At 46.3% G+C, this 16,338-nt stretch carries 16 protein-coding genes; all 16 read right to left on the bottom strand.

What is annotated here, in order from left to right:
- Nucleotides 1-21: 21 nt before the first annotated feature.
- Complete coding sequence (fliD, locus tag MKY64_RS30650) at nt 22-1,503, bottom strand: flagellar filament capping protein FliD (RefSeq protein ID WP_340957712.1); 1,482 nt, start codon at nt 1,501-1,503, stop codon at nt 22-24.
- 17 nt (nt 1,504-1,520) lie between these two features.
- Nucleotides 1,521-1,913 carry a flagellar protein FlaG gene (locus tag MKY64_RS30645; RefSeq protein ID WP_340957710.1) on the bottom strand — a complete coding sequence of 131 codons (393 nt, stop codon included), beginning with the start codon at nt 1,911-1,913 and terminating at the stop codon, nt 1,521-1,523.
- A 198-nt stretch (nt 1,914-2,111) separates the two neighbouring features.
- On the bottom strand, nt 2,112-3,470 hold the full coding sequence (locus tag MKY64_RS30640) for a flagellin N-terminal helical domain-containing protein (protein ID WP_340957708.1): 1,359 nt from the start codon (nt 3,468-3,470) through the stop codon (nt 2,112-2,114).
- 146 nt (nt 3,471-3,616) lie between these two features.
- Nucleotides 3,617-3,847, bottom strand: a complete 231-nt coding sequence (gene csrA, locus MKY64_RS30635) for a carbon storage regulator CsrA (protein WP_036721254.1) — start codon at nt 3,845-3,847, stop codon at nt 3,617-3,619.
- Nucleotides 3,841-4,284 carry a flagellar assembly protein FliW gene (gene fliW / locus MKY64_RS30630; RefSeq protein WP_340957703.1) on the bottom strand — a complete coding sequence of 148 codons (444 nt, stop codon included), beginning with the start codon at nt 4,282-4,284 and terminating at the stop codon, nt 3,841-3,843. The genes csrA and fliW overlap by 7 nt, the downstream gene beginning before the upstream one ends.
- Nucleotides 4,285-4,365: 81 nt before the next feature.
- A complete protein-coding gene (locus MKY64_RS30625) occupies nt 4,366-4,929 on the bottom strand; it encodes a DUF6470 family protein (RefSeq protein ID WP_340957701.1) in 564 nt (187 codons plus the stop codon).
- A gap of 18 nt (nt 4,930-4,947) precedes the next feature.
- The gene (gene flgL / locus MKY64_RS30620) at nt 4,948-5,868 is read right to left on the bottom strand and encodes a flagellar hook-associated protein FlgL (protein ID WP_036721260.1); all 921 of its coding nucleotides are present in this window, start codon (nt 5,866-5,868) and stop codon (nt 4,948-4,950) included.
- 18 nt (nt 5,869-5,886) lie between these two features.
- Nucleotides 5,887-7,488, bottom strand: a complete 1,602-nt coding sequence (gene flgK, locus MKY64_RS30615) for a flagellar hook-associated protein FlgK (protein ID WP_036721262.1) — start codon at nt 7,486-7,488, stop codon at nt 5,887-5,889.
- Between the two features lie 57 nt (nt 7,489-7,545).
- Nucleotides 7,546-8,046, bottom strand: a complete 501-nt coding sequence (locus tag MKY64_RS30610; RefSeq protein WP_036721264.1) for a flagellar protein FlgN — start codon at nt 8,044-8,046, stop codon at nt 7,546-7,548.
- A 12-nt stretch (nt 8,047-8,058) separates the two neighbouring features.
- Entirely contained in the window at nt 8,059-8,346 is a 288-nt protein-coding gene (flgM, locus tag MKY64_RS30605; protein WP_036694667.1) for a flagellar biosynthesis anti-sigma factor FlgM, read from the bottom strand.
- A 106-nt stretch (nt 8,347-8,452) separates the two neighbouring features.
- Complete coding sequence (locus MKY64_RS30600) at nt 8,453-8,860, bottom strand: TIGR03826 family flagellar region protein (protein ID WP_036694666.1); 408 nt, start codon at nt 8,858-8,860, stop codon at nt 8,453-8,455.
- A gap of 141 nt (nt 8,861-9,001) precedes the next feature.
- The gene (locus MKY64_RS30595) at nt 9,002-9,883 is read right to left on the bottom strand and encodes a ComF family protein (RefSeq protein WP_340957695.1); all 882 of its coding nucleotides are present in this window, start codon (nt 9,881-9,883) and stop codon (nt 9,002-9,004) included.
- A gap of 115 nt (nt 9,884-9,998) precedes the next feature.
- On the bottom strand, nt 9,999-10,709 hold the full coding sequence (locus tag MKY64_RS30590) for a helicase-related protein (protein WP_340957692.1): 711 nt from the start codon (nt 10,707-10,709) through the stop codon (nt 9,999-10,001).
- Nucleotides 10,710-10,775: 66 nt separating this feature from the next.
- On the bottom strand, nt 10,776-11,045 hold the full coding sequence (locus MKY64_RS30585) for a holin (RefSeq protein WP_340957690.1): 270 nt from the start codon (nt 11,043-11,045) through the stop codon (nt 10,776-10,778).
- A 2-nt stretch (nt 11,046-11,047) separates the two neighbouring features.
- Nucleotides 11,048-12,247 carry an N-acetylmuramoyl-L-alanine amidase family protein gene (locus MKY64_RS30580; RefSeq protein ID WP_340957684.1) on the bottom strand — a complete coding sequence of 400 codons (1,200 nt, stop codon included), beginning with the start codon at nt 12,245-12,247 and terminating at the stop codon, nt 11,048-11,050.
- Nucleotides 12,248-12,381: 134 nt separating this feature from the next.
- On the bottom strand, nt 12,382-16,338 hold the full coding sequence (locus tag MKY64_RS30575; RefSeq protein WP_340957682.1) for an LPD38 domain-containing protein: 3,957 nt from the start codon (nt 16,336-16,338) through the stop codon (nt 12,382-12,384).

Raw genomic sequence — 16,338 nt, 5'->3', positions numbered from 1 at the left:
TCACCTTTCTCTTCTGTAGGCTTATGAGGACATATAGCTTGCCAAGCTCGATGATTGACTATTATAATTACTGATTGCGGTCTCCATTGCCGTAAAACGTTTATAGAGATTGTTTTCGTAATCATCTAGCCGATCTTGAAGAGTTGATATGCGCTTTTTGTAGTCAGCCAATTCTTTTCCCATTGTGCTGTCTGTTTTAAACGTAACAGTAACATCAGAAGAAAATTTAGAAGTACCAGCTTTTATTGACATCTTCTCTATTTCATTTGTCATTAGGGTCGACAGCTTACTAATAAGTCCCGTTGAACTATCAGACCCACCTTGGAAAATTGTTGTGACTGCCTGAGGATTGTCAGTGAGTGCCTGTTTCAACTTATCCTCATCAATGTACAATTTACCGTTCTCGTAGTACTGTCCGGTCGTAATCCCATATTGACTTAGCTGTCCAAGTTTTTCAGATATAGCATTTCGCATTGACGAAATTGTCGATTTAAGAATTTGATCATTTTTTAATAACCCGCTCTTAGCCTTTGTTTCCCATGCTTCTATCTGACTCTCGTTCATTGCTTCCTTCTGTTCATCGGTTAATGGAGTGTAGTCCTTGTACCTTTCTTCATTAACCTTTGTATTTAAAGAACTAAGCAAAGAATTATAATCTGAAACAAAACTTTTTATGGATTCCAGAGCCTTTTTAGGGTCATTGGATGTTGTTACTTTGGCCGCAGTCGTTGACTCAGACAGCAGAGTAAGATTCACACCATTGAGCTTGAAGCTGTTGCTTGCAAAGGTAAGTTCAGTTGAATCAACCTTGATTATTGCAGGCTGATAAGTTGTAATAGCACCCGATACTCCACCGAATAGTTTCTGAAAAGTATCATCGGAACCAATTGTTAGGGTTCCAGAAGAGCTATAATTCTTGGACTCTATAGATAGTTTGCCAGTAATTTCGTCAAATTTCGCTGTTGCATTAACACCAGTGGTGCTGTTGATCTTGCTTATTGCTTCGGAGATACTTAAACTGCTGGAGAGGCTAATTGATATATTATTAACAGTTATATTATAAGCACTTGAGGAAGTAGTGCTTGTATTTAACTTCTGCAAGTCAGCCAAAGTAGAGCTGGAAGTAAGGCGTGTTCCGTCACTTTTAGTCATGGTTGCTCCAGCCGTAGTTGCTGTTGCTGGCTTAGCAATCTGAGTGACTACAATGTTCATTGAGCCAATATTGGCCTCCGCTGTAGCTTCAGCCTTAAGTGAAGCTGTTTCTCCTGATACCGTGGCAATTTGGGTATTCATAGCTGCAGATCTTTGGTATGCAGTAAGTTTGCTAGTTTTAAAATCCACAAGCTTACTATTAATCTCACGAAAGTTATCTCTCTGCCACTCCATAACTTGCTTCTTTTGCGTGAGTTTATCAAGTGGTATTCTTTTGGCAGTCATCATCTGTTTAACAATGGTATCAACATCTATACCCGATGCCATGCCGCTTACACGAAGAGTCGCCATAATTTAATCCTCCTTTTTTATACTTTCTGATCAATAATAATACCTGCAATCTCCATCATATTAGCCACAATATCCAAGGTTTTCTCTGGGGGGATCTCTCTAATCAACTCGCCAGTGTCTTTGTTAAGAACTTTGACCATAATTGCCTTAGTCTCCTTATGCACGCTGACTTGCAGCGTGGTTTCAGGCCCTTCAAGAGCTTTTAACACTTTCTCAAGGGCCCTTACAGTCTGCTCTTCTCCGGTAGAAACGGTCACTCCCTGATTCTCCAGCCTCTTAAGCTGAATGCTATTATGTACACCCTCTAGTCTTACGACGTCTGCTTCATTTGACTTAGGGCTAGCTTTGACTCTTCCATAATCTGAACTCGAGTTAGTGTAGCCTGCAGTATTTGATAAGCGGACATCCATAATAGTTACCCTCCGTAGCAAAGTTTATACTATATTTATCGGTTATTATTGCAAGAATTGAAGATGCAACACCAAATAATACCGGTCTAAGCAATTAAATGTTTCAATCCAGCTAAACATCTCACATCTGCTCACAATGAAACAGCCGCCAAGGATACCTTGGCGGCTGAAAAACTATTACTATAATATAAATTAATCTTAACGAAGCAATTGCAGAACGCCTTGCGGCTGTTGATTCGCTTGAGCCAACATTGCTTGAGCGGCTTGAGCCAAGATGGAGTTCTTGGTCTGATCGCTCATTTCTTTAGCCATGTCAACATCACGAATACGGGATTCGGAAGCAGTCAAGTTCTCGGAAGAAGTGTTCAAGTTGTTAATGGTGTGATCCAAACGGTTTTGGTAAGCACCCAGTTTGGAACGTTCAGCCGAGACTTTTTCAATTGCATTTTGAATAGTAGTCACCGATGTGTTAGCAGTAGCTTGGGAAGTCACACTAATACTTCCTACTCCAAGTGCATCAGCTCTCATATCATTGATACCAATGCTCATGTTTTGATCTTGGTTAGCACCAATTTGCATCTTCAAAGCATTATTAGTTCCTACTGTTAAACTAACATTAGCGTCTGCTGTAAGTGTAAATTCTAATCCTTTATAGTTACCAGAGGTTACAGTGATTTTATTACCTGATGCTGAGTAAGATCCACCAAGTTCTCCTGCTCCTGAAACTGCATCTGTTCCCGATGCGGTTGTTGCCGTTGTTGCTGCAAAGACTCCTGTTCCTGCATTTGTTGTAATGGATGCTGCTGAACCTTCTTCGTTACTTGTGAAGGTAAAGCCAGTAGTACCTGCCCATGTCGCAGTGACACCAGTTGTTGCGGAAGCATTATTAAATGCGTCCAGTGCATTTTGCACAGTATCAGTTGCTAGGAAAGAGAAGGATGTACCATTAACGGTTAGTGTGCTTGCTGCTCCTAATGCTGTAGTAGCATTAGCAAGAGCACCCGATGTGTTATCGGATTTAGTAGCCTTCGAAGCCAAAGTAAGATTAGCAGCGGTAAGATTAATCGTTCCAGATTGTGTATCCGCTGTACCAGTCAAATTAGCAGCAGTTCCATTACTTGCAACTACAGCAACACCAGCACTACCGTTCAACAACTTCTTAGTATTAAACTCAGTTGAGTTACCGATACGGTCAATTTCACTTGTCAACTGATTTACTTCTTTTTGGATTTCAGAACGATCACTTGTAGTGTTAGTGTCATTGGCGGATTGTACTGCCAATTCACGCATACGCTGCAGAATGCTGTGAGTTTCGCTCAATGCACCTTCAGCTGTCTGAATCAAAGAGATACCATCTTGAGCATTACGGGAAGCTTGATCCAAACCGCGAATTTGACCGCGCATTTTTTCGGAGATCGCCAGACCTGCAGCATCATCACCAGCGCGGTTGATGCGGAGACCGGAAGACAGCTTCTCGATGTTCTTGCTCTGATTGGAAGTGTTAGTAGACAGTTGGCGTTGCGTGTTAAGTGAAGCAATGTTGTGATTGATAATCATTATAAATTTCCTCCCTGAAATTGAGTTAATCCACATCCATGTGGTAGCACTGATTGTTAAGGTCGGCCGCCCTGCCAATCCGTGCCTATTATATATATCGTCCGCACGCAGACATTGTTTATAGCTTTTTTGCAATTATCATAAATTTATTTTGATTTCAATCGGTTAATCAAATTATTCAGGCTACTTGTTGCAGGTGCTGCCGATTCTTGGTTGCTTTCTTTAATCGACAAATAAACCTCTTGCCGAAAAATATCGACATGTCTCGGTGCAGAAATCCCAACCTTAACGGTATCTCCTTCTACACTGAGAATAGTTATTTCAATGTTGTCCTGTATAACAATTGATTCACCCTTTTTACGTCCTAGTACTAGCATGAGGGCTCCTCCTTCGTTGGGCCTTGAGTCCATAGTAGTTGCTGGGTTGAATATGCTGTTTGGTGCAATACAACCTGTTTGCCCGCTTTGTTGTCTGGATTAAACACAATCGGAGCAAGGAGATTTAATGTGGATTCTTCCAGCGTTTCTCTGAGCGTTACAATAGTACGGACCACTACAGATTTTTGAATTTCCAATTCCTCTGCTTCTGCTTCAGGTAATTCAAATTCATAATGAGGAAAAAAAATAAACGGATTTGTTAACAAAAAAGCAAGTTCCGCCGTTTTAAGCGACTGTAAGTAGGAAAACTGCCCTTCTTCTAGATCAATTATTGCAAACTCCGTCTCCTGTTCAAACCCTGGAAGGCCTTTGGGAAAGTGATATATCTGTTCATCCTTAATGTTGAGCACTCCTAATGCCGATGTTTCTATATTCATTGTTCTCAGCACTCCTCTTCCTTATTCTTCTTAGCAAAAAAGCTATAGATGGCTGAAACAATCCATCTATAGCCTTATAATCTAGAACTTGTCATCAATTATCTTCGGGGTAAAGGTTAACGCAGGCATTTGTCGCATATATATTTCTACAACACTTGGAGTATACTGTATTTGCGGTGCATTTTGCTTAACATCAATCTTGACTTCAGCCTTCTGATACTCAATTTGTACCGAATTAGCCTTAATATCGATATCCACATTATCATAAGCAGCCGGGCCACGAATTTCTGGATATGATACTGGCTGCCAATCCTCCCCGTATACTTCAGCAATAGAATTCCCTGGCTTATGGAAATTGGCCATCCGCTCACCTTGCTCCATTCTTTTAGCAATACCTTGAAGCCAAAGTTGCTCTACACCGGAATAAATACGCTGGCTCATTTCACGATATGTCCCGCCGGTATAAGCTGCACGGGCCTTAGACTGATCAATGATGACATCAGGTCCTGGAGAGCGTATATCCCATTGTCCCGGTGTTGTTGTTATCTGCATGTCGGCATTCGGCTGACTCATAGTAAGACTTCCGGGTTTTGTATTCATTCCAATCAGTGGTGGCGTGTGAGAAATCTGCACGGCTACCTGCATGGAGAAAGCACCTCCTGCTTATCTAATGAAATCTACCAGGGTCGATTGAATAATTTTCGCTCCAACCGACAAGGAGGCATTATAAATATTTTCTTGAACCTTGGATTCCGTCAACAACGCTGCATAATCTCCATCTTCTGTTTTGGATTGCAGATCTGTCAAATTGACTTCTAAGTCTCCTAAACGATTACTCATAAGTTCAATCCGGTTTGATTTGGCACCAATATCCGCTTGTACAGCCAATATTTTATCACTTCGGCTATCTAAATTGCCTAATTGTGAGGATACTTCCGCTGTATTACCACTGGCTAGTGCAGTAGATATTTTATCAATGGTTGCGAAGATATTATCGCTCTCATTTCCTCCAAACACTTCGTTTCCCGTTATATTTATTGGAAGTTGTACGCTCTCTCCAACCGTATAATTCAAGAGTCCGTTGTCAGTTATAACCGCGGACGCACTTGAAGTGTCCAGGGTTCCGTCAGCACCAGTGGAGAACTTATAAGGCTGCTCCGTATATTGTTGACCATTAAAGATATACTTCCCCTTGAACTGGCTGTTGGCAATATCAATTAATTGTTCCTTAAGCTGCTTCACTTCTGCATTAATACTATCTAGGGCTTCTTGAGGATTCGTTCCATTCGCTCCCTTAACTGCCAGCTCTCTAAGCCGCTGTACAACATTGCCCGTCTGTGAAAGAACCGTATCGTTAAACTCCAGCCACGAAGTAGCATCATCCACATTCTCTTGATATTGTTCATTTGCTGATAGCTCAGCACGATAACGAAGTGAGTAAGTAATCCCTACCGGATCATCGGAAGGCTTGTTAATTTTTCGCCCGGTTGCTAGCTGTAGTTGTGTATCGTTCATCGTACGGGCATTGCGGTTCAGGTTAAGCAGAAGCTGTGAATTCATCATATTAGAGGTTACACGTAACATCGCTTAAATCCCCCTTTCTTATCGGCCTACGGTCCCTGTAGAGTTGATCAATTTATCGAGCATTTCATCATAAGTCGTCATAAACCTCGCAGCAGCGCTATAAGCATGTTGGAATACTAGCATATTCGACATTTCTTCATCCAGCGAGACACCGCTGACCGATTGACGGCGAGCATTTACCTGTTCTACCAGGTAATTAGAATTTTCTGTCTGGCGGGTAGCCTCTTGGGATTGAATCCCGAGTTGCCCCACCATCGATTTATAGAAGGAACCTGCTGTCGCCTTAATTCCAGTAGTAGGTGATGTAAAAGAACCCGATTGTTGATTGGCTAACAAAAGCGCCAGAGTGTTATTCCCTTTGACAACTGATTCAGAAGTACCTGTTCCCACAGTTCGGAGCGAGGTAGCTATTAAATTGGTGTCCGAGGCAATTTCCGTATTAAATGTGATATTTCCAGCCGTGATAGCACTTCCGTCACCTATAATCGTAAATAAAGGCTTACCGGGATTGAGTGTGCCATCCATGGTATAACCCAGTTGATGAAGACCATTCAGCCCTTTCACCGTTGTCTTCACATCAGCGCTTAAAGTAACACCTTTAGGGAAAGGTGTACCGGCTGTGATTGTGGTCGTGGTCCCACCTGCTTGGGGAATTATTACATCAGTAGTTAGTACCGTACCTTCTGGAAGGATAGATCCCTTGGGGAGAGTAATCTCCATATCACCGTTAGCAATCGTATTCGCAATGTTATCAAGCTGCTGCTTATAATCCGCAACATACTTCTGACTGGAAGAGATCATACCGTGTACTTCTCCAGTTTTTAGATCCCCTGAAGCAAATGCAGTGTTAAGGAATGCACTGTCTACTGTCGCAGATACAGCGGCTCCTTGTACAAGCTGTTGGCTGCCAAGCGAAATGTTATAGCCGTATTCGGTATCTACTACACTGACATTAGCAATCTTGGAGAGCTTATCCGTCAGCAGGTCACGTTGATCCCGCAGGTCATTTGCTTTGTCTCCCATGCTCTCAATCTTGAAAATAGATGAGTTCAAATCCGCAATGGAAGCTAAATACCCCTGTATCTCAGTACCTTTGACTGCTACATTGGAGGCCAAATCCGTATCAAGGTTGCTAAGCTGTCTGCTCATATAATTAAGTGCATCGGTCATGGCCTGAGCAGTCTGGACTACGATCTTACGGGAAGTGCTGTCCTCCGGATTCTTACTGAGGTCCGACCAAGATTTCCAAAAGTTATCGAGCACTGTACTTATGCCTGTATCTGATGGTTCTTTAAAGATCGATTCCAGCTTATCCAATGTATCCGATTGGATGGTCCAGCTCCCCAAAGCTGAATTCTCGCCCCGGTATTGGGTATCCAGGAAAGTCTCACGAATCCGGTCAATAGAGCCAAACTCTACCCCTGTACCCAATTGTCCAGGAACTGTAGAGTTGTTAAGACCATAAGCTTCAATCGGAATAGATGCTCTCATATTCACACGCTGGCGGGTGTAGCCCTCCGTGTTGGCGTTGGCAATGTTGTGGCCGGTGGTATTGAGCGCCGCTGTCTGGGTAAACAGGCTTCGTCTTGCGGTCTCGATGGAGTGGAATGTGGATGTCATGCTACTTGTTCCTCCCTTGTGATTGCTGCGGTGAGCGCAGCTCAGCGGATAACCTGATTATCCACGGGCATCAAAAATACCCGGCCGAGTCACACTGCTGCCCTTGTCGGACGGATGATGGTATGTCATTTCCTGATTTGGTCTTCCGACCAGCAAATCCAGGGAATAATCTATAAAGGTAAGCGACTGCTCAATCAGCTTCTGGTTCAGCTCATTGGCCTTTTTTAATTGCTGCAATGTGCCGGAAAGCTTCTGCTGAATATGCAGCAGGCGCGATTTGTCATCGGGATCAAATACAAGGCGGGACAGCTCGGTTAGATTCAGATTCAGATTGGAACGGATTCCAACCCCCTGCAAAAACTCGAATGCCGCTTCTGCACGCCGTTCTTCCAGCTGTCCGATCACCTTCATCAGCTTGGACTCGCGGTTCAGGATATCAATGAGACCCTCTACCTTGTTGTCCATAATGGTCTGTTTCTTCACTGCGGCCAGATCCAGCATCTGCACATGCGCATCGTCCAGCCGCTCAAGCAATTCTAATAATGTTGTAAGTGCCATGGGTGTGTTCACCTAATTCTCGGAGGATTGCTTAAAGTAGGGGGCGAGTGTCTCAGCGAGCTTGGCTGCGTCAACCTGGTAGGTACCTGCGGATACTTGCTGTTTCAGGCTCTCGATCTTATTCGCACGTTCCGTGTCAATCTTGCCGCTCTTCTGTGCCTGGAGCAGCTTAATGGCCTCATCCGAAATCGATACCTCATCCTTGCGTGTACTCTTCTTCATCTGTTCCTGCCTTTGCGATTCCGCACTTCGTTGGTATGGATTAATCGCATTGATTCGTCCGGCATCGTTAATTTTCATAACTTCACCTTCCTTCTGTAATAAAAAAGCCGATAATCTTTACTAAGTTTATCGGCCCCTGTTGAAACATTCTTTATAGCTGCAAGCGTTTTTTTTGCAGAATTGTTTAGTTGCGGAACTTGTCCACCGCGCGGTAAGCACCATCTGGAGCCTTCTTGGAAGCGCTCGAGTCTGCACTTTCCTTGGCTGCATTGGCAAGGTCCTTGGTCAGACGGCTGCGGCAGCTGTCGCACATATGCCCGTCCCGGATCAGGGTTCCGCATACCTCGCAAGGGTACATCATATTGGGTGCATTGGCTATGGAAATCCGGCCCTCCCGGATAAAACGCGTGATTTCCTTGATGGAAATATCGGTGGCATCGGACAGTTCCTGTATGTTGGTGCCTCTATTTTTGCGTAAGTATTCTACACAGATTTCGTACTCATGCTCTAACTCTTTGATGCAGGGCTGGCACAGGTTCATCAGGTTCTTGACATATAACCGGCCGCATCTCGGACAATTGTCTACATTCATATCTACCGCGGCTCCCTTCTATCATTCTGCACAACTCATGAATCGCTTATGCTACTAAGATTACATGATCGCCGAAGATCCGTCTATGTTTAGTATCGGTCAGGGAAGCGGTTTTATTGAATTCCGGAACGGCGGCAGCTACTAGGAACGCGCCCAGGTCAGAGAGTAGATTTCAGCAAGGCAATTCTGGCTGCGGCAGAGCTGCTGAAGCGCTTCGGCGCAGGCACGAATCGTACTTCCGGTAGTGTAGATATCATCGACAATGATGATTTGCAGGGGACGCTGCTCAAGCTGATGCGTCGCACGGGAATGTAGGTGTTCCTTCAGACTTTGCAGAACCGCCGAATCTATATTTCCGGCAAAAGCATGCTTCATATCGGCCAGCCGCTCCCTTCTGCTTTTGAAGCTCTGCTTGGCAGTGTGATGGGTGCGGACCAGCAGCGGAAGCTGAGGGATTCCCCTGCGCAGGGATACTACTTCCGCCAGCCGCTCCGCCTGATTGAAGCCCCTCTCGGACAGACGGACATCGCTCACAGGCACAGGGACCAGCAAATCGGCTTGCCATAGGTTAGAACGCATACGAAGCTTTGAATGCCATATCGGGAATGGTTTACTAAAAAAGTTGCTTTGTAGCGCTTCATTCAGTTGTTGTCCACTCTGTTCGTGTTGCAGCAGCGCGTATGCCCTGTCCAGCATCAGACCGAGCAGGGGCGCGAGCCGCTCATTCCCCCGGTATTTATACTGGCCTAATATTTCACGCATTTCACTGGTGTAGGCTACTGCACTCCGATTGCACCGGATCGGTATGGGTCCATGGCTGCGGCTGCAATCGGGACAACCCACATGTCTTCCGCAAGTCTGGCACCGGGGAACGCGAATCCATGGAATGCTGCTCTGGCAGTGCAGGCAGATCTCAGGCCATTCAGGGGAAGGGCAGCCTCTGCGGCCGCAAAACAGACATTCCGGCTGCGAAGGCGCGATTAGGGAGCGGGCTTGATTCATCCATGATGACAGGGAGCGCATGGTAATCCTCCTTGTAAAATATGGTGTGTGGAGTTCAAAAGTTCAGCATGTATAGCATTCAAAATGAGGGGAGCCGGGCATTCACAGCTATTTCCAGGGAATCCTCACAAAATCATTAAGACTTGAGATATCCTTGTCTGCGGGCGATAGCGTTCATACTGCGGATCTGTGATATGGCGGCGCGCTGCGAGCGGGTCCACTCTGCAGAAGCGAAGATGACGTTGCCTGCCGGATCATCCTTGGAGCGGCCCGCCCGGCCCGCCATCTGTACTAAGGCCGCCTCATCAAATAGTCCGCTGTCTGCATCCAGAATAAATACATCACTATGCGGTACCGTGACCCCACGCTCCAGAATCGTTGTCGTTACCAGCAGGGAAATGGTGCCATCCCGGAACTTCAGCACCTTCTCTGCTCTCCCCGGGTCTTGAGAGGAGGTGCCCTCTATAGAAATTTCGGGAAACATCCGCCGCAGAAGCTGCAGCAGTCCCTCAATATGGGCTATCCGGGAGACGAAGAGGAAAATCTGCGCCTTACGGTCAAGGGACCGCTGCAGCGCTGAACGCAGTCCTGCCGGAATTCTGCCCTGCTTCAGGCAGCGATGAAGCGGCGGCATCCGGATATGGCGCGGAACCGGCAAGGGGTGGCCGTGAAAACGGACCGGGACCCTCGCATGCGGCAATCTGCCGGAGCGGGCATGACGCTGAAGCTCCGCAGGCGGTGTGGCGGAGAGTAGGATGAATCGTCCGCCGGGCTTGCAGACCTGCCTTGCAGCATAGTCCAGCATAGGGTCGTTGTGATAGGGAAATCCATAGATAACAATCCGCACACGATAATGTTGTTTTATTCTATAAATAAAGTAAAAAAGGCCACCCGATTAAGGATGGCCTACTTGTCATTTCGTGGTTCCTGGATTGTTCTTCACCAGTTCAAAAAGTCCGGTTGCCGACAGCCCGGCGAATGCTCCAGCCCACAGACGCGGCGCCAGATCCAGATCGGTGAAGATATACCCCGCAGCGCCCGCGCCCAAACCGATCACAAGGCCGATGATGGGTATGAGATTCTTCGGCAAGGTAACGGTAGCCTTAACCAAGTTGAGCAGCGCCACCACGATCACAGACAGCGCCGTAGCAAAGACCATCACTTGTGCAAGCAGTTCATTCATGGTTAACCCTCCTTTTGATAAATGAGGACACGTTTCGTGTTGACCGCGTCCGGGTCGAGAAACACATTGCGGACTACACCAAGGTCCCGCAGGTCTGTACCTTTAATGTAGCTGGTGCCATCGTAGTTCTTCGTATCTACCTTGGTGTCGCCTACGTACACACTCCGCAGCGCGTAGGACCAGCGAGCGCCCAGGGCGTTCAGGATTAGCTTAGCCGGGACCCAACTCTTACCTTCGATCAGCAGCCCGTCAAACGGTGACATGTCTCCGATCAATATTGGTACTGGATACGTACCGGGCGGGGTAACTCGTACTCCGTACTGTACGCCCAGGTACTCGCAGATCCCTTGTGCCATCGCTACAGAAAGGCGATTTTGGAACTCTTCATTAAAGAGCAATTCTTCTTCGGCCGGATTCGTTAAAAATCCCGGCTCGATCAGCGCCGCGGGCATCGTGGTGTTACGGCATACGGAGAGGTTCTGATGCCGACACTTGCGGTCAGCGAGTCCTGTTACAGACATCAGGTGCTTATGGATGATCGTAGCAAATGGTTTGTCGACGTCCTTCGTGTACAGCGTCTCAGAGCCTTTAGAATCGCCGCCTCCAGCATTCGCATGGACGGAAAGGAATACATCTGCCTTCACTTTATTGGCGATCTTGGCGCGGTCTACAAGCTCCACGAATACGTCTGTCGATCGCGTGAGAATTACATTAATCGCCGGGTTCTTCTTTAGCAACTCGTTGATCTTCAGGACCATGGATAGGTTGAAGTTCTTTTCGAGCTTCTTGGTTGCTCCTACGGCGCCGGAGTCTTTCTTGCCATGCCCGGCATCAAGTATTACTGTCTTCATCGGGTACCTTCTTTCCGGGGCGTCTGCCCCCTGTGATAATGTCGATGATGTAGTTAAGTTCTTCGCTTCCTGTTTCTTTGATCGCTTCCCACTGCCAACATACTGCTTTTTTGGGATGAACTTCTCCGCGCCTAAGTTTGTGAGCTGCTTGTTTACGTAATATCGCCACTGGGAATCTTCATCCTCCAGGTATTTGAAATGAGTGACCATGAACCGCCGGAACATCTTCATCCCGGATCGCTTGCCGAATAAATAAAGGGAGTACCCTATAAGGGCCTCCCATCGGAAATCTTTTAAGTTACGAAGTACGAAGTAAATCAGATCGTAGAGTGTGTCCACGGCTCCCCACATCTATCCTCACCGCCGGCGCATACAGATTGTTCGCTACTTCATCCCCGTTCAAGGATGCTATTAGTTGAAGTGATTTATCAGTGAAGTCAATTTGCAGATACTCTTCTTCGTCAAATTCAATCATCAGTTCACCCTCAATACGGAATTTGACCATCAGCCAAATCAATTCCCTGTTCTGCCAAATCATTTATAGATTTTTGCAACTCGCGCAACTGATCGCGCTTATCTTTGTTACTAATACTATTGTCAGCCTGAACATCCCGCATATCAGCTCTGATCGCCGACATCCGTTTGTTTATTTTCGCGAATCTCTTGCGCAGGCCATCACTGTACCAATCTGGCAATTCTCGCTGATCGCTATCTAAGTTGGCTTGATCTAACTTCTCCTTGTAACGGTAGAATTCATTAGACAAATCATTCGAGAATACCGGGTCAGATGTAACTTGCTGGCTGAGTGCGCTACCAACATCGCCACCAGGAGAGAGCAATGGCTGCCCAAACTGCCCCAGAAATCCGGTGTATTGCCGAGCCAGATAGTCGAGTTGCTTAGGTGAGGTCTTGGTAACTTCACCGATTTTCTTCGCCACGTTGCTTGTTTTTGCATCGTATTGCAACTCAGGAGAAAGGTTCTTCAGATATGCAGGGACAATTGCAGAACCGCTAAAATTCTTGTTAGCTGCCAGATCAGCGACTGGTCCAAAAATGGTATCTCCAGCGGCCCCTAGCAGTTTATCTGTGAGCCCACCACTCTTAAGAGCACCTTGCAATCCCGGTGGTGTAAATGTGGTCCGCAACCGATCGGCGAAGTCCCGGAAAGCTGCTGGGTCTTCTTCGGCAAACAAACGCATAATCCGTTCTGGAATGTCTGAAAAGATAGTTCCTTGCTCTTGCGGCTTAGCTATTTTGATGAATGTTCCGTCACCCTTAGGTATCATCATGAATGCATCCTTCTGGCGCCGACTGAGCTTTTTGTAATTAGGATCGTTGTAGTTCATAGCATATAGAGCCATGGTTGGAATCGTAATTGCCAAGATAGACTTGGTCAGCGCCTTAGTTGGGTTATCTTTATAGGTGCGGATTGTCTTATCTAGCCCCTGCATTGCTGCATTAAAATACGGGAATACCTTGTCAATCTCTCGTGACAGAGACCCGCGCCGTTTAAAGTTAACTGTGATGTCTTGTGCGGCAGAAAGTGCAGCTTGAAGATCATCGGTCTGATTAGAGCTTCGTTTGAATTCTGCAAGGCGAGGTGCAATTTCTACGGCATTAATAAAATTTTCATATCCCTCTTTGCCTCGTGCTAATTTGGTCCGTAAACCAGACTGCGGCAATACTGCTCGTTTACTCTGAGCCAATAAGTTTCGGTCAGCAGCGATAGAAGATGCATGCCCGCCACCTACATTGAGAAACTGCTTATAGGCTCCGCGTTTTCGTCCGATATCTACTGCGGCACCGACTATATCAGAAACGAACGCAATTGGATTATCTCTGGTTGTCGAAGCTACATATGCCTGTGGAATGTCACGGAAAAGATTTCGGGTCAATGAAAACACTGGGTTGCTGCCGGTAGTAACTAATTTCATGAAGTTTGTCACTCTACCGACCAGATTAAGCATCCAGCCCGCAGACTCAGGACCAAGTGCAGTTATCGCCGATAGAAGTTGTTTGTCTTTGATAAGTACATGTACCGGTTCACCATCAACCATAACTCGGACAATGTTGTCTTTGTCGAGTTTAGTTCGTTGCATGGCAGCGTCAAAGTCATCTGTGAACCGACTCAGAAGATTATCTATTCCGTCAGTTACCACGGTACCGGATTCATCGGTTACATCCGATAACAAAAGCTTTTTGATGTCGGCAGGTTTTTCAGGCTGCTTGACGATTTCTGCCCAATCTTTAAATGCTTCCGGCTCTTGTTCAATATTTCGGACATACTGCTGCATGACCTGATTTCTCTTGGCAGCCTTGACGTAAGCATCGACATTCTCTATGGTTGCCTCGATAGGGCTGATAATCTTACGCTGAGATCCGCCCTTTTGATATCCCTTGACTGGATTTGACTGATTTCCGAACCCCTTCTTGCCACCGCCGGAGCCTATTCCCGTCTTTTCAAGTTGTGTGAATTGGCGCTTATTCGGGACATAGTACGGGTTTGACTTCAGCCAAGCATCCGCCATGTCCTGCGTGATTATGCCAGTATCAACCAACCAGGACTGTACCATCTGGCGATTAAACGTGTACAGTTTGTTTGCGGCTTCTGTAAACTCAGGGAACATCTGCTCATACTCCGTAGACTTTTGAGACCCCTTCTCAGGAGTCCAACCCAATTCATCACGGAATACCTTTTCCCCTCGCTCGGCCCGTGTTACTGCATGTTTATTGATTAGATAATCTTCAAAGTCCACATAGATATTTTTGTTTTTCTTCATGGCTTCCTTAAGAGGGCTGAGAATGCTTTTTAAGGATTCTCCAACCACCTGACCCTGAGAGTCAACCAACCCGTCAGTAATTATTCGCTTTGATATTACATCAGATCCCCGGGAAGCGAGACCGAGTGTATGAACCCGTTCCGAAGCTTTCAGAGGTTCTTCCATTAAGTTATCCAGTATTTTATCCTGCTGGTTGATTGGATGCAGATCGTCAAACAGTTTTGTATATGCCCGATCACCTAAGTTTCTAAAGGATACCGGATCACGTTGCTGTCGGGTGACAAGTTGAGACCGCGTCTCTGTGCTGAGAGAATCATAGGGTTTAATCCGTTGACCCGCTGCGATACCTAGCCCGGACTTATCATCAAACTGTCCCGGGCGTAGGATTGGCTCACCGATGGACATCGGCTCAGGCGTGTTGATTTTTGTGTTTAGATTATTAGGATTCCACTCGTCACTGACCATGAAGTCCATTTCTTCCTGAGTTAACTTTTCATCGTTCATATATTTTCTACTAATGATTTGTTCCCGAGAGAGTGAAGAGTCAGCCTGATTAACTCCTGATTGGATTGGATTGTTGGCTATTGAATCGTCTGCTTGCTCAGCATTGGATAACCCTCTAGATAGCGATGGTGAAAGCACTTCTCCTGCTACTGATCCAGCGTATCCTAATCCAAGACCAGCACCTAAACCAATCAGGGCGTTGTTGATGACCTCTTTGTTGCTATCCTGACCATTCATCAGTCCGGCCGCGACATTCTGTAGTGGACCTGCAAGCGTTTCGGTTATTGTACCTCTTGCGACTCTCTCCGCTATTTCCTGGCTCCCTTTAGGGATGAGACCACGTGTTAACAGTGAATTAGCCACATAATCTACATATTGCTGACCTATTTTCGTGTTGAATACCTTCTGAACAGCTTCGTATGGGGCTATATTGGGTCCTGATCCTAGTGGAGCTCCTGAAGGTGTGATATACGGCGTTACAAAGTCATTTATCGCATCAGTCAATTTATCAATCATTGGGAAATTGGTGGTATCTCTTCGAGATGCGCCAGAGTTACCGGCGAACGACCGGGAAACAGCTTTTCCAAATGGTGTTCCGTATGCAAGATAGTTAAGTCCACGTGAAGGCAGCTTAGCAATTTCAGGTATATTCGTTTCGTCTATCGCCTTTTCACGTATTCCATATTCAGTGATACCCGGGATGTTTGAAGCGTCCTCCGGTCCACGGCCTGTCTGCTGCACCAGATTTGGCGCTGAAACCTTGTTATTCAATACTGATTGAATCTGTTGCTGCGGAAACTGAAGCGCCTCAGGTGCCGGTAGTTTGCCTTTAAACGGAGCTAATTTCATGTCCTTAGCCTGCTGCGCCTTGAAGTCGATCCCCGGGGCAGCAGGCTGCGGAACAGGAGGTTTCGGACTCATATCGATTGTTGGTTGTCCGGTGTTAATCCCCACGCTTCGCAACGTCGAGCCCAGGACGGCGCTTGTAACTCGGTTATCTTTTTCTTCAAGCGCAGCCTGACCCTGGCGGAAACGCTCTGATCGGCTCAATGTAGTTGGTGAAGGTTCACTACTTAGCGTTCCAGATAGTGCCTGCTCCCTGATCTGATCTGCCCGTTTTCGCTGACTGGACACAAATTGTTCATACCTTGACGCCAT

The organism is Paenibacillus sp. FSL R7-0210 (assembly GCF_038009085.1).
GTDB classification, from domain to species: Bacteria; Bacillota; Bacilli; order Paenibacillales; family Paenibacillaceae; genus Paenibacillus_AQ; species Paenibacillus_AQ silagei.
This window is presented reverse-complemented; position numbering and strand designations above follow the sequence as displayed.

Coding starts and splice junctions, on each gene's coding strand:
- MKY64_RS30580 (WP_340957684.1), bottom strand. CDS start 12,247: ATGTGGGGAGCCGTGGACACACTCTACGATCTGATTTACTTCGTACTT.
- fliW (WP_340957703.1), bottom strand. CDS start 4,284: ATGAATATAGAAACATCGGCATTAGGAGTGCTCAACATTAAGGATGAA.
- MKY64_RS30600 (WP_036694666.1), bottom strand. CDS start 8,860: ATGAATGTAGACAATTGTCCGAGATGCGGCCGGTTATATGTCAAGAAC.
- csrA (WP_036721254.1), bottom strand. CDS start 3,847: ATGCTAGTACTAGGACGTAAAAAGGGTGAATCAATTGTTATACAGGAC.
- flgL (WP_036721260.1), bottom strand. CDS start 5,868: ATGTTACGTGTAACCTCTAATATGATGAATTCACAGCTTCTGCTTAAC.
- fliD (WP_340957712.1), bottom strand. CDS start 1,503: ATGGCGACTCTTCGTGTAAGCGGCATGGCATCGGGTATAGATGTTGAT.
- MKY64_RS30575 (WP_340957682.1), bottom strand. CDS start 16,338: ATGGCGTCAAGGTATGAACAATTTGTGTCCAGTCAGCGAAAACGGGCA.
- MKY64_RS30640 (WP_340957708.1), bottom strand. CDS start 3,470: ATGATTATCAATCACAACATTGCTTCACTTAACACGCAACGCCAACTG.
- MKY64_RS30610 (WP_036721264.1), bottom strand. CDS start 8,046: ATGGCACTTACAACATTATTAGAATTGCTTGAGCGGCTGGACGATGCG.
- MKY64_RS30595 (WP_340957695.1), bottom strand. CDS start 9,883: ATGCGCTCCCTGTCATCATGGATGAATCAAGCCCGCTCCCTAATCGCG.
- MKY64_RS30585 (WP_340957690.1), bottom strand. CDS start 11,045: ATGAATGAACTGCTTGCACAAGTGATGGTCTTTGCTACGGCGCTGTCT.
- flgK (WP_036721262.1), bottom strand. CDS start 7,488: ATGACATCCACATTCCACTCCATCGAGACCGCAAGACGAAGCCTGTTT.
- MKY64_RS30645 (WP_340957710.1), bottom strand. CDS start 1,913: ATGGATGTCCGCTTATCAAATACTGCAGGCTACACTAACTCGAGTTCA.
- MKY64_RS30625 (WP_340957701.1), bottom strand. CDS start 4,929: ATGCAGGTAGCCGTGCAGATTTCTCACACGCCACCACTGATTGGAATG.
- flgM (WP_036694667.1), bottom strand. CDS start 8,346: ATGAAAATTAACGATGCCGGACGAATCAATGCGATTAATCCATACCAA.